The following is a 22,582-nucleotide window of genomic DNA, read 5'->3' on the forward strand; positions in this document are numbered from 1 at the left end:
GTCAACAGCCCTTCGAAAGGTGAAGATGAGCGCTGAAGGAGCACGGCGGCGGGACGTCACCGTTGCGGACGTCGCAAAGGCAGCCCAGGTCTCCAAGGCCCAGGCCGCCCGCGCGTTGGGCAATTACGGCGCCGTCAGCGACGACGTCCGCGAGCGTGTCCTGGCCGCAGCGGAGGCCCTCTCCTACCGGCCCAATGAGCTTGCGCGGAGCATGAACACGGGTAAATCGCACACCATCGGCGTGGTGGTGGGTGACATCGAAAACCCCCACTTCGGACTTGCAACCCGGGGCATCACGGACACGGCGAAGAAGGCCGGCTACAACGTCATCCTGGTCAATACTGACGAGGACCGCGAGGCGGAAGTGGACGCCGTCCGGGTGCTGCTGGACAAGCGCGTGGACGGGCTGATCGTCGCTCCTGCGTCATCGGTGGACACCGGACATCTCCAGGAGGTGCACCGGTCCGGCCGACCCATGGTCTTCATCGACCGCACTGCCGGGGACATGCCGGTTGAGACCATGGCCGTGGACATGGCGCGGATTTCGCGCGAGGCTACGCGGTACCTGCTGGATGCGGGCCACCGCCGGATCGCCTTCATTTCCACGTTGAGGACTAATGCCCCGTACACCCCCGGGGTGAAGCTGGAGTCCTCCCAGATCGCCGACCGTATCGAAGGCATGCGGGAGGCCTTCCTGGAGTCCGGGCTGGCTTTTCCGGAGGATCTGGTCCGGTTGAACGCGGGCGATGAAGACTCAATCCGCAGCATTACCCGGGAAGTGCTCAGGGGGCCGGACCGGGCCACGGCCGTAGTGGCGTCCGACGGCCTCATCGCCCTCAGCGTTGTGGAAGCGATCCAGGAACTGGGCCTGTCCATACCGGCGGATGTTTCATTCCTGATGTACGACGACTTTGCGTGGACCAGGCTTACAGCCCCGCCCCTCACAGTCATCGCCCAGCCCGTCTACAACATGGGAGTAGCGGCAGCGAAGGCGCTGATCCGGCAAATGGAGGGGCTCCCACCTGCCGCTCCCGCGCAGTTCACGGCAACCCTGGTGCGGCGGGGGTCAGTGGGACCGTGCCGGGCCGCTACCGGGAAACCCGGCCGCGAACAGCTGGCGGGAAAGCCCGCCTGACGCCCCGGGCTCCTACTGGGCGGCGTCGAATCCCGCGAGCAGTCGCCGGGATGCTGTCTTCATGTGGGAGCTCATGGTCGCCGTCACGGCCCCGGCATTCCGGGCAACCAGGGCCTCGTAGATTTTGGTGTGCTCCTTCAGTGCAGCAGCAGCATGCCCTTCGTCCGTGAGGGCCCGGTCCACCCAGATCCGCAGCAGTGAACGGATGCTTTGCAGTAGCTCCTGGAGGACCTGGTTTCCGGAAGCTGCAGCAATCTCGCGGTGGAAGGAGGCGTCAGCCTCCACGAAAGCCGCAAGGTCATCCAGGGTGCCCGCCATTGTGTCGAGGTTCCCCTTCATGCGCTCAAGCGCCTCGTCCGTGATGCGCTCTGCGGCCAGCTGGGCAGCCTGTACTTCCAGCCCGCTGCGTAGCTCAACCAACTCACGCGTGCGGGGTGCTCCAAGCATCAGGCCCCAGCTGAGCGTGCGCGGCAAGAGCTCGGAGACGCCGTCGCGAAGGTAGGTGCCGGAGCCGGGGCGGACCACAACGATGCCCAGGATTTCCAGGGCCGCGAGCGCCTCGCGCACCGCGGAACGGCCCACGCCGAGTGAGGCCGCGAGCGTCCGCTCAGCCGGAAGCCTGGTGCCTGGCGCGATATCGCCGCTGGTAAAGAACGCGAGCAAGCGTTCTGCCACTTCCGACACCACCGAGCCCTGCCCAACGGAACCGAGGGCGGCGCTGATCTTGGCCGTTGCGGCGGCGGATTCTACGGACACCTCCCAAGCGTAACAACTGCCTGGCGTCGTGCAGCCGAGCCAACAGGGGGCAGCGGCAGTCGGTGGAAAAACAACAAGTCAACCGGTTGACCAATTACGTTTAGAGTCCTATGGTGGAACTCACAGCTTCATCCGCCGCGGAACCCCAAGCCCGCGTGCACATGAGACAGCCCCACGCCTCCAGTGACGGATGCGGCCGGGACACCAACACCTAGGAGTCAATGTGGACACCACACAATCGGTGGTCGAAAAATCCGCAATCAGGAAAGTGGCGATCAGGCTTGTCCCGTTCGTCGCGCTGATGTTCTTCATCAACTACCTCGACCGCACCGCCATCTCTTTCGCCGGCCCCAACGGCATGAACAAGGACCTGGCCCTGAACGCCGCCCAGTTCGGCTTCGCCTCCGGCGTCTTCTTCATCGGCTACATCCTGCTGGAGATTCCCTCCAACCTGGCACTGCACAAGTTCGGCGCCCGCCGCTGGCTGGCCCGCATCATGGTCAGCTGGGGCATCGTCTCCCTACTCTTCACCTGGGTGGCCAACGTTGAACAGCTTTACATCCTGCGCTTCATCCTGGGCGTGGCCGAAGCCGGCTTCTTCCCCGGCGCGATCCTTTTCCTGAGCCTCTGGGTTCCCGCCCGGCACCGCAGCAAGATCCTGGCCCTGTTCTACCTGGCCCAGCCGCTGACCACTGTCATCGGCGCCCCGCTGGCAGGCATCCTCATCCAGCAGCACGGCCTCTTCGGCCTCGAAGGCTGGCGCGTGATGTTCCTCGGCGTTGCCATCCCCGCCATCCTTATCGGCATCGTTTCCTGGTTCTACCTGGCCGACTCCCCTGCCAAGGCCAAGTGGCTCACCGCTGAGGAAAAGACCTGGCTGACCGGTGCGCTGGAGAAGGAAAAGAACGAAACGGCCGCGGGCAACAAGCATGCCAGCGTCCGCACTGTCTTCGGCAACGGCCGCGTCTGGATGCTCTCCCTGATCTACTTCGGCTTCATCTATGGCCTCTACGCCCTGGGCTTCTTCCTGCCGACCATCATCTCCGGCTTCGAAGGCATCTACGGCACCAAGTTCGACGTCTTCCAGAAGGGCCTGATCACGGCCATCCCGTACCTGCCGGCAGCCATCGCCCTGTACTTCTGGTCCAAGGACGCCACCAAGCGCGGCGTCAAGACCTGGCACATCGCAGTACCGGCCCTGGTGGGCGGCCTGAGCATCCCGCTGGCCCTGTTCGCCGGCTCCCCGGCAGCCACCATCGCCGTCATCACCATCACGGCAATGGCCATCTTCGCCGCGCTGCCCAACTTCTGGACGGTCCCCACCCAGTTCCTGACCGGCGCCGCCGCCGCAGCCGGCATCGCCCTGATCAACACGGTGGGCAACCTGGCGGGCTTCAGCGCCGGCTACATCACCGGCTGGCTCAAGGACTGGACCGGCGACTACACCGTGCCGATGTTCGTGGTGGGCGGCTTCATGCTCCTGTCCGCCGTCCTGATGGTGACGCTCAGCCGTTCCGGCCGCGTAACCGAGGGCGTCCGCGCCGAGGCACTTGATCCCGCCGGCGCCGGGCAGCACGCAGAACCCTAAAGCAGCCGAAAGATCCGGGGGCGCCTTCCTTTCCCGAAGGCGCCCCCACACCAACCACTGCCCCAGACCCTTCCCCAGCTAGGCCCAGGAGCTTTTCCCATGACCCGCCTGTTCAACGAACCGTCAGCCTTCGCTGACGAAATGATCGAAGGCTTCGTCGCCTCCCACGGACGCTGGGTAAAGCGCGTTTCCGGCGGCGTTGTCCGCAACACCAAGAGCACCCCGGACACGGTGGCACTGGTTATTGGCGGCGGCTCCGGCCACTACCCGGCCTTCGCCGGCCTGGTGGGCCAGGGACTGGCTCACGGCGCCGCCATGGGCAACCTCTTCGCATCGCCGTCGGCCCAGCAGGTTTACAACGTGGCCAAGGCCGCCAACAACGGCGCCGGCGTGCTGCTCGGATACGGCAACTACGCCGGCGACGTCCTGCACTTCACCCAGGCCCAGGAAAAGCTCCGCAGGGAAGGCATCGACTGCCGCAGCATCGCCGTCACGGACGACGTCTCTTCCGCCCCGATCGAAGAGCACACCAAGCGCCGCGGCATCGCCGGAGACCTGACCGTGTTCAAGGTGGCGGCCGCCGCCGCGGAAGCAGGCTACGCGATGGACCAGGTGCTGGAGATCGCCGAACGCGCCAACCACCGCACCCGCTCCTTCGGCGTCGCCTTCACCGGCTGCACCCTCCCGGGCGCAGACACGCCGCTGTTCACCGTCCCGGAAGGCCGGATGGCGGTAGGCATGGGCATCCACGGTGAGCCAGGCATCGAGGAAACAGGCATTCCGACGGCGGATCAGCTCGCCGAACTCCTTGTAGGCAAGCTCCTCACCGAAGTGCCCGACGGCGTGGACGCTACGGGAGCCCGTGTGGTCCCCATCCTCAACGGCCTGGGCAGCGTGAAGTACGAAGAGCTCTTCGTGGTGTACCGCCGCGTGGCCCAGCTCCTGGCCGAGGCAGGCCTGCAGGCAGTGGACCCGCAGGTGGGCGAACTGGTCACCAGCTTCGACATGGCCGGCACCTCCCTCACCCTCTTCTGGCTCGACGACGAACTCGAGACCCTCTGGAACGCCCCCGCCGACGCTCCGGCCTTCCGCCGCGGCGCCGTCACGGCCGAGGCCCTGGAGGAGACGGCGGGCGAGGCCGACGACGTCGACATTTCCATCCCGGAGGCAACCGCTGAATCCCGTGCCGGCGCCGCCCGGGTCCTCGCGGCGCTTGGCGCCGCCAAGGATGTAGTGGACGCCAACGCCGCCGAACTGGGCCGGATCGATGCGGTCGCCGGCGACGGCGACCACGGCATCGGCATGGAGCGCGGCGTCCGAGCCGCCGTGGAAGCCGCCGCAGCCGCCGTCGCGCGCGGTGCCGGCGCTGCCACCACCCTGTACTTTGCCGCCGATGCCTGGGCTGACAAGGCCGGCGGCACATCCGGTGCGCTCTGGGGCATGGCCCTGCGCGCCGTCGGTGACGCAGTGGGTGACAGCAAAGCCCCCGACGCCGGTGCTGTCGCCAACGGAGTCGCCGGAGCCGCCGCCGCGATCATGGACTTCGGCAAGGCCAAGGTGGGCGACAAGACCCTGGTGGACGTACTGGTCCCCTTCCGCGACGCCCTCACCGCCGGTGCCAACAGCGGCAAGCCGCTGGCCGACGCGTGGGATGCTGCCGCCAGCTCCGCCCAGCAGGCCGCCGAGGACACCGCCAACCTGCTGCCCCTCATGGGCCGCGCCCGGCCGCACGCCGAAAAAAGCCTAGGCACCCCCGACGCCGGCGCCGTCTCCATGGCCCTGATCGTCCGGGCCATCCACAACACCCTCAGCCAGAACACCACCATCAAGGAGAACGCATGAGCACCAAACTGCGCCTGGTCATTGGAGCCGACGACGCCGGTTTCGACTACAAGGAAGCCCTCAAGGCCGACCTGGAAGCCTCCGAACTGGTCGAATCCGTGACCGACATCGGGGTGGACCCCACCAGCCACACCCCCTACCCCTCCGTGGCCATCGCCGCCGCCGAACTCATCGCCGCCGGCAAGGCCGACCGCGCCCTCCTGGTCTGCGGCACCGGCCTCGGTGTCGCGATCGCTGCGAACAAGGTCCCCGGAGTCCGCGCCGTCACCGCGCACGATTCCTTCTCCGTTGAGCGGGCCGTCCTGTCCAACAACGCCCAGGTCCTCACCTTCGGCCAGCGCGTCGTGGGCCTGGAACTCGCGCGCCGCCTGGCGAAGGAATGGCTCACCTACACGTTCGACGAAACCTCCGCCTCGGCGGAGAAGGTCGCCCTGATTAAGGACTACGAGGGTGTCACTTCCTGCTAAAAACCCCCAAGCCATCATCGGCGTCAGCCTGAAAATGTACTTCGGCTACGCCCGCTCGGTGGACTACTGCCGCGACGTCGCCGCCATCGCCTTCGCCCACCCGGCGGTGCAGAGCGGCGACATCGAGCTGTTTGTCCTGCCCGTCCTCCCGGCCCTGCCCGAAGCGGCGCGGATCCTCGGCCCCGCCGGGGCAGCCACCGGAGCACAGGACATCTTCTGGGAAGACGAGGGCGCCTTCACCGGAGAAGTCGGCGGCAAAACCGTTGCGGAGCTTGGCGGACGGTACGCCGAGGTGGGCCACGCCGAAAGGCGCCGGATCTTCGGCGAGGATGACGCGATCATCGGCCTGAAGACCGCAGCCGCCTACCGCAACGGCCTTACTCCGGTGTTGTGCGTCGGGGAGCTGCAGCAGGGTTCGGTGGAGGAAGCCATTGCGCGGTGTTCGGCAGAGATCGACGGCGTCCTCAACCGTGCCCAGTCCCTTGGGCCGGCCGGCCGGACCATCGTGGCCTACGAGCCGCAGTGGGCCATCGGCGCCCCTGAGCCTGCCACACCGGAGTACATCAGCGCCGTCATCACGGGGCTGGACGCGCACCTGCGCGGCCTGCCGGGCCAGGAGAACAGCCGGGTGATCTACGGCGGCAGCGCCGGTCCGGGCCTGATCACCCAGCTGGATCCCGACGTCGCCGGCTTGTTCCTGGGCCGCTTCGCCCACGACCCGAAGGCGCTGAAGACCATCCTGGACGAGACAGCGGCCCGACTGGCCAAGGTGGGGGTGGCGGCATGAGCAGCAGGATTGGCCAGAGCAGAATCGGACTGAGCAGCTACGCGTACTTCTGGCAGCTCTCGGACAAGGTCGCTGAGCCGCTGAGCATCCATGACGCCCTGGAGCGGACGGCGGAGCTGGGCGTGGACCTGTTCCAGATCTGCGATTACGCGCCGCTGGAGGAGATGGACGACGCCGGCCTGGCCGCCGTGCGTGCCACCGCGGACTCCCTGGGGATCAGCCTTGAGCTGGGCACCAAGGGCATCCGCCCCGAGCACCTGCGGAAGTTCCTGCACATCGCCGGGATCCTCGGCAGCCCAATACTGCGGACCATGTTCAACACCCCGGGCCACACCCCCACCACGGAGGAAGCAGTGGCCATCTTCAAGGAGGTGCTGCCCGATTTCGAGGCCGCGGGGGTGAAGATCGCGGTGGAAACCTACGAACAGGTCCCCACTTCCCGCGTCCTGGACGTGATCCGCGGTGTGGACAGCCCGTACCTGGGGATCTGCAGCGACCCCGCCAACACCGTCGCGGCGCTGGAGATGCCGCGTGAGGTGATTGACGCCGTCGCACCCTACGTCCTGAACATGCACATCAAGGACTTTGCCTTCAGCCGCAAGGACGGGTGGGTGGGGTTCACCTACTCAGGCGCCCCGCTCGGCGAAGGCCTGCTCGACTACGGGTACATGGCCGGGAAGATCCGGCCGCACGAACGAAACATCAACCAAATCGTCGAACACTGGCTGCCCTGGCAGGACTCCGAGGCGGAAACCATCCGGCTCGAAAACCAGTGGACCCGGCAAAGCATCGAATTCCTAAGGAGCAAGTGAAATGTCAGCAGAAACTTTGACCGTCGCCGTCATCGGAGCCGGAGGCAAGATGGGGCTGCGCGTTTCCCGCAACCTCCAGAAGTCCGGCCACACCGTCTTCTACAGCGAGAACTCCCCCGCCGGCCAGGAGCGCGTCCGCGCCGAGGGCCGCGACATCACCGCCACGGACGACGCCGTCAAGGGCGCCGACGTCGTGATCCTCGCCGTCCCTGACACCGTCCTGGGCATCGTGTCAGAAGGCGTGGTCCCGCAGATGAAGGCCGGATCCATCCTCCTCACCCTGGACCCCGCCGCCGCCTACGCCGGCCTGCTGGCCAAGCGCGACGACGTCGTCCAGGCAGTTGCCCACCCGTGCCACCCGTCGGTGTTCCTGGAGCGCACCACCAAGGAAGAATGGGCCGACACCTTCGGCGGACAGGGCGCGCCGCAGAACGTTGTGGCCGCCATCGACGCGGACGCCCCGGAGGCCACCAAGGCTGCTGCCGAGGCAACAATCCGCACCATCTACGCCCCGGTCATCGACGTCCACTGGGTCACCGTCAAGCAGCTGGCCATCCTGGAGCCCACCCTGGTGGAAACCGTTGCCTGCATGATCGGCACCCTGCTCAACGAGGCCCTGCACGAGACCGTCCACACCGCCGGCGTCCCCGAGGAAGCCGCCAAGGCCATGCTGTTCGGCCACGTCCAGATCGCGCTGACCAACGCCCTGCGCGGCTCCAACCCGTTCTCCGAGGCCTGCGAAATCGCCATCCAGTACGGCAAGGACACCATCATCAAGGACGACTGGAAGAAGATCTTCGACGACTCTGAACTGGACGGCGTCATCGCCAAGATGCTCAAGCTTGAGGCAGTGAAGCGCTAGGACTTCCCGCCACAGCGGCGGCTGCCACCCTGCTCCTCTTCGGACGGGATGGCAGCCGCCGCTTTGTGTTCCACGCGCTGCCCACGCCGCCGCTCAGGCGGCTGGAGGGGCTGTGGACTCGCGGACAATCACGTGGGTGGCCAGCTCCACCCGGTGGGAGTCCAGGACTTCCCCGCGCGCCTGGCGCAGCAGTGACCGCAGGGCAGCCCTTCCCATCTCCTCGAGGGGCTGGGCAACCGAGCTCAAGGAGGGAACGGACTGCTCACCCTGGTTGGTGCCATCGAACCCGATGAGGCTGATGTCCTCGGGGACCCTGATCCCGTGGTGCCGCGCCTCGCTCAGGACGCCCAGGGCGATCGTGTCGCTTCCCGCGAAAATGGCGGTGGGAAGTTCATCAAGCTGGAGCAGGGCTTTGAGTCCCCTGACCCCGCTTTCGGTCCGGAACCGGCCCCCGGAGACAATGTACCGGGGGTCCACCGGCACGCCGGCAGCCATCAGGGCGGCCATGTAACCGTGAAGCCGCGCCTGGTTGCATTCAGCCCCCTCAATCCCGCCGATGTAGGCGATGCGCCGGTGCCCCAGCCCCAGCAGATGCTCGGCGGCCGCCTTGCCGCCGGCCCAGTTCGTCGCCCCGACGCTGACCACGTCAGCGGAAGGCGGATTGAGCGGGTCGATGACCACCACCGGAATCTGGCGGCGCCGGAACGCATTCAGCTGGGCCTCGCTAAAAGCCGAGGTGACCACGATCATTCCCGCCCTGCCCTCTTCCAGGATGCGCTGGGCACGGCGTTCGGGGCTGTGCGGCCCAACGGTGGACTGGCCGGTCACACTCACGAGGATTTCGACGTCGGCGCCGGCCGCGAACTGCAGGATGCCGTTCAGGACCTGGATGGTGTAGGCGGAATCAAGGACGTCGATGACCACTTCCACCACGGTGGCACGTTCCGTGGCTGCGCGGCGCTGCACAGGCGACTGGTACCCCGCCTGCTCCAGTACCGCGAGAATCCGCGCCCTGGTTTCGGGCGCCACGTCGTCCCTGCCGTTCACCACCTTGGAAACAGTTGGAGCCGAGACTCCTGCCTGCCTGGCAACGGTTGCGAGCGTGGGCTTGGTCCGCTCAGGCAATTTGGTCGTCATTGGTTCGCAATCTTTCGAAGATAGAGAGTGCACTAATTCTGGGGAAAGGTGGTTCGAAACGTCAAGCGCGGCTCGGGTTCCGATTTCCGCCCGGAAAAGATCCTCTACGATCCCTTGACCGCAGGGATTTTTAGGGCTTTAGTTTACAGCGTGACTTATATCACCGTTCGAAATGTTTCGAACGAACGTCGGAGCTGAAGCCCCGTACCTCGACAGCAAATTCACAATGGAGAAGCAATGAAGCAACCCCAGACGTCCCGGCGCTCTTTCCTCGCCCTCGCTGCCCTTACTCCCTTTGCCGTAGCCGCAACGACTGCCTGCGGAACGTCAGGTCCGGGCGCCTCGAGCGGCGGTGGAGGCGCCAGCATGTGGTACCTGTCCGGCGAACCGAACCAGACCACCATGCAGAAGGCGGTGGATGCATTCAATTCGGCCAACTCCGCTGACAAGATCAACGTCACCTACTTCCAGAACGACGCCTACAAGACCAAGATCAAGACCGCAATCGGCGCCAACCAGGCGCCAACCATCATTTACGGCTGGGGCGGCGGTGGCCTGAAGACCTACGCCGAGGCCAACCAGGTGGAAGACCTGACCAGCTGGCTTGAGCAGAACCAGGACCTGAAGAAGAAGTTCTTCCCGTCCTCCTTCGGCGCCGCCACGATCAACGGCAAGATCTACGCCCTGCCCAACCAGTACGTGGCCCCGATTGTCCTGTTCTACAACAAGGAGCTGTTCCAGAAGGCAGGCGTCCAGCCGCCCAAGTCGTGGGAAGACATCATGTCCCTGGTCAAGACCTTCAACGGCATGGGTGTGGCTCCCTTCTCCCTGGGCGGCCAGTCGCGCTGGACCTCGATGATGTGGCTTGAGTACCTGCTGGACCGCATTGGCGGCCCGGAGGTTTTCAAGGCGATCTTCGAAGGCAAGCCCAATGCCTGGATGGACCCGGCTGTTATCGAGACCGGCACCAAGGTCCAGGAACTGGTCTCCGCTGACGGTTTCATCAAGGGCTTCTCCTCCATTACCGCTGACTCGCAGGCAGACCAGGCACTGCTGTTTTCCGGCAAGGCGGCCATGATGCTGCACGGTTCCTGGACCTACGGTGCCATGAAGAAGGCCGGCCAGAACTTCGTCCAAAACGGCAAACTGGGCTTCGTCCCGTTCCCCACCATTGCCGGCGGCAAGGGCGATCCGAAAAATGGCGTGGGAAACCCCGCGGCCTACATGTCCATCTCCTCCAAGGCCAGCGACAAGGAAAAGGAATCCGCAAAGAAGTTCTTCAAGGACGGCATCCTGACCGAGACGGTGATTGACGCCTACATCAACTCCGGCTCGGTGCCCATCGTCAACGGCATCGAAGACAAGCTCAATACGTCCGAGGACAAGGAGTTCCTGAACTTTGTCTACGACATGGCCAAGAACGCCCCGAACTTCCAGCAGTCCTGGGACCAAGCACTGAGCCCAACCGCCGCCGAGGCCCTGCTGAACAACATCGACCAGCTGTTCCTGAAGTCCATCACGCCGCAGCAGTTCGCCGAGAACATGAACGGCACCCTCGGGAAATGAGTAACGCCATCTCCACCGCCCCGCGGGCCACTGCCAGGATCAAGGAATCCAGGCAGACCGAACAGCGCAAGGCCGCCCTGGCCTGGCTGACACTGCCCGCACTGTTCTTCTTCCTGGTGTTCGCCGTCATCCCGTTGGCCGGCGTGCTCATCCTCAGCTTCACCAGCTGGGACGGAATCGGTGCCATCGGGGCGGCGGGGCTGGACAACTGGTTCTCCGTGTTGGCAGATCCGGGGCTGTACAACGCCCTGGGCCTGACCTTCCTGATCATGATCGTCTCGTGGCTGGTCCAGACCCCCATCAGCCTCCTGCTGGGCGTCTTCACGGCAGGAAGCCAGCGGTACCGCGCCGCCCTGGCGGTGCTGTACTTCCTGCCCCTGCTGCTGTCCTCGGCCGCCGTCGCCATCGCCTTCAAGGCCCTGCTGGACCCGAACTTCGGCCTGGCAACCGGCCTGGGCCTGCCCTTCCTGGCGCAGGACTGGCTCGGGGTTCCGCACCTTGCCCTGGGCCTGGTCATCTTCGTCATCGCCTGGCAGTTCGTGCCGTTCCACACGCTTATCTACCAGGGCGGCGTGCGGCAGATCCCCAAGTCGCTGTATGAAGCGGCCCAGATCGACGGTGCCGGAACCATCAAGCAGTTCTTCCACATCACCCTGCCCCAGTTGAAGTACACCATCATCACCTCCTCCACGCTGATGGTGGTGGGCTCGCTGACCTACTTCGACCTGATTTTCGTCCTCACCGGCGGCGGACCCGGAAACTCCACCCGGATTCTGGCCCTGGACATGTACCTCAGGGGCTTCCGGGCCAACCTCATGGGTCCTGCCAGCGTCATCGCCGTCATTCTCGTCATCATCGGCCTTGCACTTGCCTTGTTCCTCCAGCGCCTTGGGGGCAAGGACAAGCAGGGCAGCCAATTGGAAGGTTTGTAGGGTGAGTACCGTCCTGAAGAGCAATACGCAGGAGGCCCGGACCGGAACCATTGGCGGCCCACCGGCCGCCACGAGGGGGCTCGGTTCACGGCTGAAGCGGCTGAATATTCCCGGCGGCCTTGGCGGGTGGATCTGGCTCGCCATCATCATCCTGCCGGTCTATTACGTGGTGATCACCAGCCTGAAGACGCAGGCAGGTTACTTTGGCCAGAATCCCCTGGCCCTGCCTGCCTCGCCCACGCTGGAGAACTACCAGATGGTCCTCGAGGCGGATTTCGCAACGTACTTCATGAACAGCGCCATCGTCACGCTCGGTTCCGTGATCCCCACGGTGCTGGTTTCCTTCATGGCCTCCTTCGCCATAGTCCGTGGCAGCGGCAGGTTCCTCAAGCTGGTCAACGGCGTGTTCCTCATGGGGCTGGCCATTCCGCTGCAGGCCACGATCATTCCCATCTACCTGATGATCATCCGGCTCAACCTGTATGACAGCCTGCTGGCGCTGATGCTGCCGTCCATCGCCTTTGCCATCCCGCTGACGGTGCTGATCCTGTCAAACTTCATCCGCGACGTTCCGAACGAACTGTTCGAATCCATGCGGCTGGACGGCTGCAGCGAATGGCAGACCATGTGGCGGCTGGCCCTGCCCCTGACCCGGCCGGCCATCGTGACGGTTGCCATTTACAACGGCCTGCACGTCTGGAACGGGTTCCTGCTTCCGCTGGTCCTCACCCAGAGCCCCGGCCTGCGTGTTCTGCCTCTGGGCCTGTGGACCTTCCAGGGCGAGTTCAGCGTCAACATCCCCGCCGTTCTTGCCTCCGTGGTGCTCAGCACCCTGCCCATCCTGGTGCTGTACGTCATCGGCCGCCGCCAGCTGCTCGCAGGCCTGACCGCCGGCTTCAGCAAGTAACGCCCGGGATTTCCAGAAAGGACTATCAACATGACCACCCCGAAATCCCTGCGGGTCGGCATGGTGGGCTACGCCTTCATGGGCGCCGCCCACTCCCACGCCTGGCGCACTGCACCCCGGTTTTTCGACCTTCCCCTGCAGCCACAGCTCACCGCGGTGGCAGGCAGGAATGCCGACGGCGTCCGCGCCGCGGCGGACAAGCTCGGCTGGGAATCCGTCGAGACCGACTGGCGGCGCCTGATTGAGCGGGACGATATCGACCTCATCGACATCTGTACGCCCGGCAACACCCATGCCGAGATCGCCATCGCCGCCCTTGAGGCCGGCAAGCACGTACTATGCGAAAAGCCGCTGGCCAACTCCGTGGAGGAAGCCGAACGGATGACGCTCGCCGCGGAGACGGCCGCGAAAAACGGCGTCTACTCGATGTGCGGCTTCAGCTACCGGCGCACACCCGCACTGGCCCTGGCCAAGCGGTTCGTGGAACAAGGCCGGCTGGGCGACATCCGCCACATCCGCGCCCAATACCTGCAGGACTGGCTCACCGACGCCAACGCCCCCATGACCTGGCGGCTGGACAAGAGCAAGTCCGGCTCAGGCTCACTGGGTGACATCGGAGCACACAGCATCGACGCCGCGCAGTGGGTCACGGGCCTGAACATCAGCGGGGTATCGGCACTGCTCGAAACCTTTGTCCCGGAACGCCCGCTGGCCGGTGACCTGGTAGGCCTCGGCGGCCACGGCGACCTCAGCAGTGACGCCCCGCGCGGGACAGTCACCGTTGATGATGCGGCCATCTTCAGCGCAAAGTTCGACGGCGGCACTTCAGCAGGTGCCATCGGCGTCTTTGAAGCCACGCGCTACGCGCTGGGCAGGAAGAACGCCATGCGGCTGGAGGTCAACGGCACCAGGGGTTCGCTGGCCTTCGATTTTGAGGACATGAACGTCCTGTCCTTCTACAATGCGGCGGAATCCCCCGACGCCGGCTTCCGCCGGATCTTCGTGACTGAGCCCGAGCACCCGTACGTGGGGAACTGGTGGCCCACCGGTCACGGCCTGGGGTACGAGCACGGCTTCACCCACCAGGTGGTGGACCTCGTCACGGCCATCGGCGAAGGCCGCCAACCGGAACCGTCCTTCGCGGATGCCCTGCAGGTGCAGCGGGTCCTGGCTGCCGTGGAGTCAAGCGCCGCGAACTCCAGCCAGTGGCAAAAAGTCTGAGCACCTACGGCTTCGATCAATCTAGGAACACACATGACACGACCAATCACGCTGTTTACCGGCCAGTGGGCCGACCTGCCCTTTGAGGAAGTGGCGCGGCTTGCCGGCGAGTGGGGCTTTGACGGGCTGGAGATCGCCTGCTGGGGCGACCACCTGGACCCCCGCCGGGCGGCCGAGGACGACAACTACCTGCAGGGCCGGCTGGACATCCTGGAGAAAAACAACCTCAAGGTGTTCGCCATCGCCAACCACCTGACCGGCCAGGCCGTGTGCGACGACCCGATCGACGAGCGCCACCAGGGCATCCTGTCCGCCGAGACCTGGGGCGACGGTGAGCCGGAAGGAGTACGCCGCCGGGCAGCGGAAGCCATGAAGGACACCGCCCGGGCGGCCGCACGCCTCGGCGTGAAGACCGTGACGGGGTTCACCGGCTCCTCCATCTGGAAGGCGGTGGCCATGTTCCCGCCCGCCTCCCAGGCCATGATCGACGCCGGCTACCAGGACTTCGCCGACCGCTGGAACCCCATTCTGGACGTCTTCGACGAGGTAGGTGTCCGCTTCGCCCTGGAGGTCCACCCGTCCGAAATCGCCTACGACTACTGGACTGCCAAGCGGACCCTCGAAGCCATCGGACACCGGGAGGGCTTCGGCCTGAACTTCGATCCCTCCCACTTCATCTGGCAGGACCTGGACCCCGTGATGTTCCTGCAGGACTTCGCGGACAAGATCTTCCACGTCCACGTCAAGGAGTCCATCCGCCAGCTCGACGGCCGCAACGGCCGCCTGGGGTCGCACCTTGCCTGGGCCGACCCCCGGCGCGGCTGGGATTTCGTCACCGCAGGGCATGGGGACGTGCAGTGGAACCGGATCTTCCGCACCTTGAACGCCATCGGCTACGACGGCCCCACCAGCATCGAGTGGGAGGACGCCGGAATGGACCGGCTGATCGGCGCCCCGCAGGCGCTGGCCATGGTCCAGGAACTGGCCCGGATCGCCCCGCCGGCGGCAGCCTTCGATGCTGCCTTCGCCAGCCACTGACCCTACGCATTGCCGGCACAAGCCGGCAGCCAAACAAAGGAACACTTCAATGACAGAACGCAAGAATGCGCTGGTGGTCCGCGGCGGCTGGGACGGCCACCAGCCCTACGAGGCCACCGAACTCTTCATTCCCTACCTCAGGGACAACGGCTACGACGTCCGCGTGGAGGAATCCCCCAAGGTCTACGCCGACGCCGAATACATGGCAGGGGTGGACCTGATCATGCAGTGCATGACCATGACCACCATCGAAAAGAACGAGTTCGCCGGACTGCGGGCAGCCGTGGAGAACGGCACCGGCCTGGCCGGCTGGCACGGCGGCATCGCTGACTCGTACCGGAACACCTCCGACTACCTGCACCTGATCGGCGGCCAGTTCGCCTGCCACCCCGGCAAGCACCCGGACGAATGCATCGGCGAACAGTCGGACAACTACGTGCCCTACACCGTCAACATGCTGCCCGCCGCCGCCGAGCACCCCATTACCAAAGGCATCAAGGACTTCGACCTCGTCACCGAGCAGTACTGGGTCCTCGCAGACGACTACATCGACGTCCTGGCCACCACCACGCAGAAAGTCCGCGAGTGGGACCCCTGGAACCGCGAAGTGACCTCCCCTGCCATCTGGACCCGCCAGTGGGGCAAGGGACGGATCTTCGTGTCCACCCCGGGCCATCGCGTGGAAATCCTCCAGGACCGGAACGTACGCACCATCATCGAAAGGGGCCTGCTGTGGGCAAGCCGTTGAAAGTAGGAATCGTTGGCTGCGGAGCCATCATCGCGCAGTACCTCACCAACTTCCGGCGGCTGGACCAGATCCAGCTGGTGGCCGTGGCGGACCTTGACCCGGCACGCGCCCAGGCAGTGGCAGACGACTACGACGGCGTCCGCGCCCTCTCCGTGGAGGAACTGCTCGCCGCAGACGACGTGGACCTGGTCCTGAACCTGACCATCCCCGCGGCGCACGCGGACGTGGCGCTGAAGGCGATCGCCGCCGGAAAGAGCGTCTACGGCGAAAAGCCGCTCGCCGCCACGACTGAAGAGGCACGCAAGGTGCTGGACGCGGCACGCCAGGCAGGCGTCGTCGTCGGCTGTGCCCCTGACACTGTGCTGGGCACCGGGATCCAGACCGCCCGCAAAGCCATCGACGACGGCCTGATCGGCGCACCCATCTCGGCGTCTGCCACCATGGTGACGCCGGGCCACGAGCGCTGGCACCCCAACCCGGACTTCTACTACCAGCCCGGCGGGGGCCCCCTCCTGGACATGGGCCCCTACTACGTCACCGCACTCGTGACGCTGCTCGGCCCCGTAGTGTCGGTAATGGGTGCCGCCAGCCACACCCGGAATGAGCGGACCATCGGATCGGGGCCGCGCCAGGGGGAAAAGGTACCTGTAAACATCGATTCCCACGTCACCGGGGTCCTGGTCCACGCTTCCGGGGCACTGTCCACGCTCTTCATGAGCTTTGACGCCGTGAAGTCCAAGTCGCCGAACATCGAGATCCACGGCGAGCGCGGATCCCTGGTGGTGCCGGACCCCAACCACTTCGACGGCGACGTCCAGCTGTTCTCCCTGGGCGCCGAGGACTGGGAAACCCTGCCCGTGTCCGCCGGCTACGTTGATTCCGGCCGCGGGTTCGGCATCGCGGACCTGGCCGCCACGCCGCAGGGAAAGGAGCCCCGGGCGGGCGGCGCCTTGGCCTACCACGCCCTGGAAGTCATGGAGTCCGTGCTGGAGTCCGCCCGCCGGGGCACGGCAGTGGCCATCCAAAGCACTGTCGAGCGGCCTGACAGCGTGGAGCTGACGGTCCTGGCTGAGCAAGCGGAGGCACTCCAGTCCAAGTAGCGATACGGAACCGCGCCGCCGAAGCAGTAGGGCTAGTGCAGCCCGTCGCTGCGGGCGGCGCGGTTCCTGCCCAGGGACTTGGCCCTGTACAGGGCGGCATCCGCCGAGGCGATGAGATCATCCACATCGGAAGTTCCGCCGCCGTACGTGGAAATCCCGTAACTCGCGGTGGGCATCTCCATCCCGTCCGGCGTTTTCGCGCCGGTGAGGCGCTGGCTGATTTCCTGCGCGATAGTTTCCGCCCGTTCGGCGCTTGCCCCGGGAACCAGGATGACGAACTCTTCCCCGCCGTACCTTCCGATCAGGTCGGTGGAGCGCACGGTCGCAACGCAGGTTTCGGCGAAGGCCTGCAGCGCCAGGTCGCCGGCGGCATGGCCGTGGGTATCGTTGACCGCCTTGAAGTGGTCAAGGTCGGCAAGGATCAAGGCTCCGGAGCCGCCCGTAATGCTCCGGTCGGCCAGCTGCTCGGCAGCCAGGTCCATGAAAGCCTTGCGGTTCAAAAGCCCGGTGAGGTCGTCCCGGGTGGCCACCACACGCAGGGCGCGGGTCTGCTGTTCGCTGCTCAACGCCGCCATACTGAAGGACACCACCACCAGCAACACCATGGTCACCAGGGTGGTGAGCGCCGATCCGAAGGCGGTCACAAACACGGCGCCGTGCTGGCCCTCCACCAGGAATGCCAGCCAGCGGAAGAAATAAAAGACGGACAGCCCTCCCGCAGCCACCGCCATGGGGATGCGCACCCGCGAGTAGCCCGGCTCAAGGCGCCAAAGCTCGCGGGCCGCCAGCCCAATCGTCAAGCTCATCGCAGCGAGGAACACGGGACCGCCGGACCAGGTATTGGTGGCCGGATGGTCAAGCAGGGAGGCCACCAGGGTGACCAGCGGAATACCGGTGAAGGCCCACCTGGGCGGCCGCACCGTCCGAAGCGAGCGGGCTCCTGCCCACACGGCGACCCCGCCGTGGACCAACAGGGTGTTCCCCACCGGGTTGGCCCACACCTGGTGGGGCGTGCCGTCCAGGAGGAAACAGCCTGTTCCGGACAGGAAGAACAGCAGGGCTCCGCACCACCAGGCACTGTACGGCGAGCGCGTCACCCGGTAAGCGGAAAAATAGAACAGGAACACCAGAACCAAGGCCATCAGGCCAAACGCGATGCGCAGTGTTGCCGTGTCCAGAACCATGTGCCAGAAGTCCCCCCATACGCGGCGGTTGCTGCTCACGCAAGTATTGCATTTCACCCAGACATCGCAGAAGCCCCCGTACCCCTGATTGGGACCTTCCAAACTCGCCTAGGGTGGTGGTTACCACCGGACCACGAAAGGCTGCCATGCTCCTCCTCTTTGGGTTCAAGACCGTACACAAGGCCCTGCCGGGACGGACGGCAACCTGCCCGCACTGCGGCGCCTTCATCCACCACCTCCTTGAGGAGCAGGCCACAAAGTTCACACTGTTCTTCATCCCGGTGCTCACCGTGTCCCGGAAGTACCGGATCACCTGCACCAACTGCGGCTACGTCTCCTCCATTACCGGACGCCAGAAGCGCGCGCTGGAGTTCCGGCCGTAGGGGCCCGCAGGTCCGGAATTCAGCGGCGCAGTTCCGGAAGCCGCAGCAGGGCAACGGCCGCCGCTGCCACCAGGACGGCTGCAGCGGTACTGATTCCGGAATACCCGGTCATGCCCATGACCGGCCCTGCGGCCGCGCTGCCCAGCGCGGCCGCCAGTGACATGGCGGCGTCCGAAAAACCCTGGGCCGGGATCCGCTGGGAAGGCGCCAGGGCGGCGACCAGCAGGGTGGACCCCGCCACGGTGGCGGCAGACCAGCCCAGGCCCAGCAGGACCAGGCCGGTGGTGACGGCCGCCGGATAATCGGCTGCCAGTCCCGTGATCGCCACCGCGGCCATGAGGATCGCCAGGGCCGCCAGCACCATCCTCGCGGGTCCCATCCTGTCCGTAAGCCACCCCACCAGCGGTGACAGGGCGTACATCCCGGCGATGTGCAGGGAAATGGTCAGGCCTATCAGCGCGATGGTGTCCGGGTGGCCCGCTGCCGCCCCGGCCTGGTGCTGCATGTGCAGCGGGGTCATGGACATCACTGCCACCATCACCGCGTGTGCGGCCACCACCGCCACCACGGCCCCGCGCGTGGTGCGGTTCTCCCGCACGATCCGCCACCCGGCTTGCAGGGCGCCCCGGCTGCGTACACTGTCACCGGCATCGGGGCCATCCATGGCGCGGCGGGCCAGCAGCGGGTCGGGCCGGAGGAAGAGCCACACAATCGAGGCGCCGACGACCATGCCGGCTGCCGAGATGAGGAACGGGCCGGCCGCGGCCGGAATCCCCAGCCAGCCCGCCACCACCGCGCCGGGTCCCACCATGTTGGGTCCGGCTACTGCCCCGATGGTGATGGCCCACACCACCAGGGAAAGGTCCCGCCCGCGGTGCGCAGGTTCAGCCAGGTCCGTGACCGCAAAACGGGCCTGGAGGTTCACTGCCGAGGCCACGCCGACCAGGAAGGCACCGGCGAGCAGCAGGAGGAAGAATCCCGTGATCACGGCGCCCACCATCAGCGCGGTGCCCGCAATCGCCGCAGCAAGTCCTGAAGCGAGAGCGAAGCGGCGGCCGCGGGAAAGGGCCAACTGCGCCAGCGGAATGGCGGTCACTGCCGTCCCCAGCGTCAGGGACGTGTTGACCGAGCCTGCCCAGGCCTCGGACCCTGACAAATCCACGGCGAGGATGGAACCCAGGGCCAGCGTGGAGCCGTTGCCCAGGCCGGAAAAGATTTGCGCGCACACCAGCGTCCTGCGCATGCGGGACTGGAGGGACCGGGTGGTGGCGGCGGTGGTGGTCAAGGGTGTGGCTCCTGGGTCAGGAAAACGGAGAGTGCGGCGGGGCCTACCGGGGCAGGGCGCCGTCATGCCCAGTGTGGTGTCATGAGTTTATGCAGTTCAACCATGACAACATGTCCGGCGTCCGGGTGGCGGAAGCACTGGTCAACATGCTCGACGGCGGAGGCTGGGAGGAACGCGCCCTGGGAGACCTCCTGGCTGGCCACCTGTTCCACAATCCGCAGGTGGGCGCAAAGGAGGAAGCGCTCCTGCGCGAGTGGACAATACGCCTGCGCACTGTCTTTGCATTGGACAGCGAGGAGGGGCGTTGCGGCACAGTGAACGCGTTGCTGGAACAGGGGGTCAAGCGGGTTTTCCTCACGGTCCACGACGGACTGGGTCCGCACCTCCACTTTGCTGAGACCAGCGACAGCCTGGTGGAGCGCGTGCGTGCCCTCACCGCAGGTGGCCTGGCCCTCTTCATCACGGAGGCAGCGGGAGGGCGGCTGGGTACCTGCGCCAGGGACGGCTGCCCCAGGGTTTTCGCCGACACCAGCCGCGGCGGACGCCGCGCCTACTGCTCGGCACGGTGCGGCAACGCCGATGCCGTGATGCGATACCGCGGCCGCGGACGCGGGCACCCCGCGGGCCGCCTCTAGCGGGCAGCGTAGCCCTGGCCCCCGACGGCGGAGGCGGCTAAAGTTGGACGCGGTTCCACCCCGCCGTCCCCCGGCAGGGAAACGGGAGCCAGCACGAGGGATTGGAGGTGGTTTTGATGACTGCAGTTGCCGCGCGCCCTGAGCGCCCCGCACCCACCACATCAACCATCCCTCCCGGTTGCACGCTCGCTTGCTGACGGCAGCTTTCCGTAACAGCGTTCCTGCACCGGGGAACCCGCAAGGAAACTATCGTGCACCTTTCTTCAGGCAACCCCCTGGACAACACCTCAAGCACCACCCAGCCAACCGGCGGCCTCGGCACCTACGGCTACACCCCCGCCGTCGCCCGCCACTTCGAGCAGCACCCCTGCCCAGACGCCACGGAACCCGGAAGGGTTGTCCGTGTGGACCGCACCCTGCTGCTGGTTGCCGTCGGCGAAGGACTGCTCCACCTGCCGTATCCCCTGTCCGGCCAGCCGGCCGTCACCGGGGACTGGGTCTGGATCGGTCCCAACCGGGCGGGAGACCGCCAGATCCTGGCAATACTCCCGCGCCGCTCCGAGCTCAGCCGCAAGCGCGCGTTCGAGGACTCCTCCGAAGAGCAGGTCCTGGCCGCGAACATGGATACCGTGGGCGTCGTCGTGCCTGTGGACCGGCCGCTCACGCACAACCGCCTGGAACGCACCCTCGTCGCGGCGTGGGACTCCGGTGCCACCCCGCTGGTGATCGTCACCAAGGCGGACCTTGCGCAGGTGGCGGACGACGTCGTGGGGAAAGTCATCCTGCAGGCGGCCGGCGTGGAGGTGGTCACCACGTCGGCTGAGAACGGCGATGGGATCGACGAGCTGATGTCCCGCATTCCATCGGGCGGGACGATCGTCCTGCTCGGTCCGTCCGGCGCAGGCAAATCCACCTTGATCAATGCGCTGGTGGGCCGCGAGGTCCAGCAGACCGGGGCGGTGCGGTCCGGGGACTTCAAGGGCAAGCACACCACCACCGCCCGCGAACTGGTTCCGCTGTCCAACGGTACGGTGCTGATGGATACGCCCGGAGTCCGGGGTTTCGGGCTGTTCGACGCCGGCGAGGGCCTGGGCGGAATGTTCGGCGACGTGGAGGAACTGGCTGCGGGCTGCCGGTTCGCGGACTGCGCCCACGGCAGCGAACCGGGCTGCGCGGTCCGGGAGGCGATCGACAGTGGTGTCCTGACAGAGCGCCGCTGGAACTCCTACCTGAAGATGCAGCGGGAGCTGGCTGCGCTGGCACGCCGCTCTGACGTCGCAGCCCAGCGCGCGTACCACCGCGAGTGGCACCAGAAGGTGGTCTCCGCGGGAAAGTCGCAGCGCTGGGCGGAGCGCGAGGCCTACGAACGCGAAGGCCGGCCCTCGGGGAAGGACCGGAAGCGGAAACGGTAGGACAGGCCGTATTCCCGTGTCAGGGCGGGGAGTAGGGTTCGGTCATGGACATCATCCTGGTTCCCGGTTTCTGGTTGGACGCCTCATCCTGGGAAGGGGTGACGCCTGCCCTCGAAGCGGCAGGGCATCGCCTTCACCCCCTCACCCTCCCCGGCAAGGAGTCCGTGGACGCCGCCAGGGCGGGCATCAACCTGCAGGACCACATTGACGCGGTGGTGCAGGTCCTGGATGGCCTGCCCGGCAAGGTGGTCCTGGTGGGCCATTCCGGGGGCGGTGCCATCATCCACGGCGCCGTGGATGCCCGTCCGGAGAAGGTGGAGCGTGCCATCTACGTGGACAGCGGCCCGCTCGCTGAAGGCGGTGCCATCAATGACGAACTGCCGGCCGTGGGCGACGAGGTGCCATTGCCGCCCTGGGAAGATTTCGACGACGCCGACCTGGTGGACCTCGATGACGGGCTTCGCCAGGCATTCCGGGAACGGGCTGTGCCGGAGCCCCGCGGCGTGGCGTATGGCAAGCAGCAGTTGCATGACGAACGGCGCTACGGCGTACCCGCCACCGTGATCGCCTGCCAGTTCCCGTCCGCCATGATCCGCGAGTGGATCGCAGCCGGGCACCCGTTCGTCGCAGAACTGGCCAGGGTCCGCGACGTGGAGTACATCGACCTGCCCACGGGGCACTGGCCGCAGTTCACCAAGCCCGACCAACTGGCACGGGCCATCCTGGCCGCCGTTGACCGGACCAATACGGACCAGCTTTGAAAAACCCTTGCGTGCTGCCGCAAT

The 22,582-nt window shown here is 66.2% G+C and carries 22 protein-coding genes; 18 read left to right on the forward strand and 4 right to left on the reverse strand.

Annotation, left to right across the window (positions count from 1 at the left end; all coding sequences use genetic code 11):
* The first annotated feature begins 25 nt into the window (after window positions 1–25).
* On the forward strand, window positions 26–1,135 hold the full coding sequence (locus ACR65J_RS19485) for a LacI family DNA-binding transcriptional regulator (protein WP_440172154.1): 1,110 nt from the start codon (window positions 26–28) through the stop codon (window positions 1,133–1,135).
* A gap of 12 nt (window positions 1,136–1,147) precedes the next feature.
* On the opposite strand, the gene ACR65J_RS19490 is transcribed toward ACR65J_RS19485, so the two are convergent.
* Window positions 1,148–1,891, reverse strand: coding sequence for a FadR/GntR family transcriptional regulator (locus ACR65J_RS19490; protein WP_440172156.1), 744 nt, complete (start codon window positions 1,889–1,891; stop codon window positions 1,148–1,150).
* A 223-nt stretch (window positions 1,892–2,114) separates the two neighbouring features.
* On the opposite strand from ACR65J_RS19490, the gene ACR65J_RS19495 reads away from it, so the two are divergent.
* The 6 genes from ACR65J_RS19495 (at window position 2,115) to ACR65J_RS19520 (ending at window position 8,249) form a co-directional block, all read left to right on the forward strand.
* Window positions 2,115–3,479, forward strand: coding sequence for an MFS transporter (locus ACR65J_RS19495; RefSeq protein ID WP_440172158.1), 1,365 nt, complete (start codon window positions 2,115–2,117; stop codon window positions 3,477–3,479).
* A gap of 99 nt (window positions 3,480–3,578) precedes the next feature.
* Window positions 3,579–5,321, forward strand: coding sequence for a dihydroxyacetone kinase family protein (locus ACR65J_RS19500; RefSeq protein ID WP_440172159.1), 1,743 nt, complete (start codon window positions 3,579–3,581; stop codon window positions 5,319–5,321).
* Window positions 5,318–5,788 carry a ribose-5-phosphate isomerase gene (locus ACR65J_RS19505; RefSeq protein ID WP_440172162.1) on the forward strand — a complete coding sequence of 157 codons (471 nt, stop codon included), beginning with the start codon at window positions 5,318–5,320 and terminating at the stop codon, window positions 5,786–5,788. Before ACR65J_RS19500 ends, ACR65J_RS19505 begins: the two co-directional genes overlap by 4 nt.
* The gene (locus ACR65J_RS19510) at window positions 5,772–6,575 is read left to right on the forward strand and encodes a triose-phosphate isomerase family protein (protein ID WP_440172165.1); all 804 of its coding nucleotides are present in this window, start codon (window positions 5,772–5,774) and stop codon (window positions 6,573–6,575) included. Before ACR65J_RS19505 ends, ACR65J_RS19510 begins: the two co-directional genes overlap by 17 nt.
* On the forward strand, window positions 6,572–7,387 hold the full coding sequence (locus ACR65J_RS19515) for a sugar phosphate isomerase/epimerase family protein (RefSeq protein WP_440172168.1): 816 nt from the start codon (window positions 6,572–6,574) through the stop codon (window positions 7,385–7,387). The genes ACR65J_RS19510 and ACR65J_RS19515 overlap by 4 nt, the downstream gene beginning before the upstream one ends.
* Window position 7,388: 1 nt before the next feature.
* Window positions 7,389–8,249 (forward strand): phosphogluconate dehydrogenase C-terminal domain-containing protein, encoded by an 861-nt coding sequence (locus tag ACR65J_RS19520; RefSeq protein ID WP_440172171.1) that lies wholly within the window; start codon window positions 7,389–7,391, stop codon window positions 8,247–8,249.
* A gap of 93 nt (window positions 8,250–8,342) precedes the next feature.
* Here the strand turns inward: ACR65J_RS19520 and ACR65J_RS19525 are convergent, their stop codons facing one another.
* Entirely contained in the window at window positions 8,343–9,386 is a 1,044-nt protein-coding gene (locus ACR65J_RS19525; protein WP_440172173.1) for a LacI family DNA-binding transcriptional regulator, read from the reverse strand.
* 237 nt (window positions 9,387–9,623) lie between these two features.
* On the opposite strand from ACR65J_RS19525, the gene ACR65J_RS19530 reads away from it, so the two are divergent.
* Genes ACR65J_RS19530 through ACR65J_RS19560 form a run of 7 tightly spaced genes read left to right on the forward strand, consistent with a single transcriptional unit; the run spans window position 9,624 to window position 16,898 of the window.
* A complete protein-coding gene (locus tag ACR65J_RS19530; RefSeq protein WP_440172176.1) occupies window positions 9,624–10,952 on the forward strand; it encodes an extracellular solute-binding protein in 1,329 nt (442 codons plus the stop codon).
* Entirely contained in the window at window positions 10,949–11,884 is a 936-nt protein-coding gene (locus ACR65J_RS19535) for a carbohydrate ABC transporter permease (RefSeq protein ID WP_440172179.1), read from the forward strand. Before ACR65J_RS19530 ends, ACR65J_RS19535 begins: the two co-directional genes overlap by 4 nt.
* 1 nt (window position 11,885) lies before the next feature.
* On the forward strand, window positions 11,886–12,791 hold the full coding sequence (locus ACR65J_RS19540) for a carbohydrate ABC transporter permease (RefSeq protein WP_440172181.1): 906 nt from the start codon (window positions 11,886–11,888) through the stop codon (window positions 12,789–12,791).
* Window positions 12,792–12,821: 30 nt separating this feature from the next.
* Complete coding sequence (locus ACR65J_RS19545; protein ID WP_440172183.1) at window positions 12,822–14,012, forward strand: Gfo/Idh/MocA family protein; 1,191 nt, start codon at window positions 12,822–12,824, stop codon at window positions 14,010–14,012.
* 33 nt (window positions 14,013–14,045) lie between these two features.
* The gene (locus ACR65J_RS19550) at window positions 14,046–15,050 is read left to right on the forward strand and encodes a sugar phosphate isomerase/epimerase family protein (protein ID WP_440172185.1); all 1,005 of its coding nucleotides are present in this window, start codon (window positions 14,046–14,048) and stop codon (window positions 15,048–15,050) included.
* A gap of 49 nt (window positions 15,051–15,099) precedes the next feature.
* Window positions 15,100–15,798: a ThuA domain-containing protein gene (locus tag ACR65J_RS19555; RefSeq protein ID WP_440172187.1), complete on the forward strand. Its 699-nt coding sequence runs from the start codon at window positions 15,100–15,102 to the stop codon at window positions 15,796–15,798.
* Window positions 15,783–16,898 carry a Gfo/Idh/MocA family protein gene (locus ACR65J_RS19560; protein WP_440172189.1) on the forward strand — a complete coding sequence of 372 codons (1,116 nt, stop codon included), beginning with the start codon at window positions 15,783–15,785 and terminating at the stop codon, window positions 16,896–16,898. The genes ACR65J_RS19555 and ACR65J_RS19560 overlap by 16 nt, the downstream gene beginning before the upstream one ends.
* A gap of 32 nt (window positions 16,899–16,930) precedes the next feature.
* Here the strand turns inward: ACR65J_RS19560 and ACR65J_RS19565 are convergent, their stop codons facing one another.
* Window positions 16,931–18,082: a GGDEF domain-containing protein gene (locus ACR65J_RS19565; RefSeq protein WP_440172218.1), complete on the reverse strand. Its 1,152-nt coding sequence runs from the start codon at window positions 18,080–18,082 to the stop codon at window positions 16,931–16,933.
* 146 nt (window positions 18,083–18,228) lie between these two features.
* Here ACR65J_RS19565 and ACR65J_RS19570 point away from each other — a divergent pair, with 146 nt between their 5' ends.
* Entirely contained in the window at window positions 18,229–18,465 is a 237-nt protein-coding gene (locus tag ACR65J_RS19570) for a zinc-ribbon domain-containing protein (RefSeq protein WP_440172190.1), read from the forward strand.
* 19 nt (window positions 18,466–18,484) lie between these two features.
* On the opposite strand, the gene ACR65J_RS19575 is transcribed toward ACR65J_RS19570, so the two are convergent.
* Window positions 18,485–19,750 carry an MFS transporter gene (locus ACR65J_RS19575; RefSeq protein WP_440172192.1) on the reverse strand — a complete coding sequence of 422 codons (1,266 nt, stop codon included), beginning with the start codon at window positions 19,748–19,750 and terminating at the stop codon, window positions 18,485–18,487.
* 89 nt (window positions 19,751–19,839) lie between these two features.
* On the opposite strand from ACR65J_RS19575, the gene ACR65J_RS19580 reads away from it, so the two are divergent.
* From ACR65J_RS19580 to ACR65J_RS19590, 3 genes are all read left to right on the forward strand, one after another.
* Entirely contained in the window at window positions 19,840–20,385 is a 546-nt protein-coding gene (locus tag ACR65J_RS19580) for a CGNR zinc finger domain-containing protein (RefSeq protein ID WP_440172195.1), read from the forward strand.
* Between the two features lie 251 nt (window positions 20,386–20,636).
* Complete coding sequence (gene rsgA / locus ACR65J_RS19585) at window positions 20,637–21,797, forward strand: ribosome small subunit-dependent GTPase A (RefSeq protein ID WP_440172197.1); 1,161 nt, start codon at window positions 20,637–20,639, stop codon at window positions 21,795–21,797.
* 44 nt (window positions 21,798–21,841) lie between these two features.
* Window positions 21,842–22,558, forward strand: coding sequence for an alpha/beta fold hydrolase (locus ACR65J_RS19590; protein WP_440172200.1), 717 nt, complete (start codon window positions 21,842–21,844; stop codon window positions 22,556–22,558).
* Window positions 22,559–22,582 lie beyond the last annotated feature (24 nt).

Source organism: Arthrobacter sp. SAFR-044, assembly GCF_059414985.1.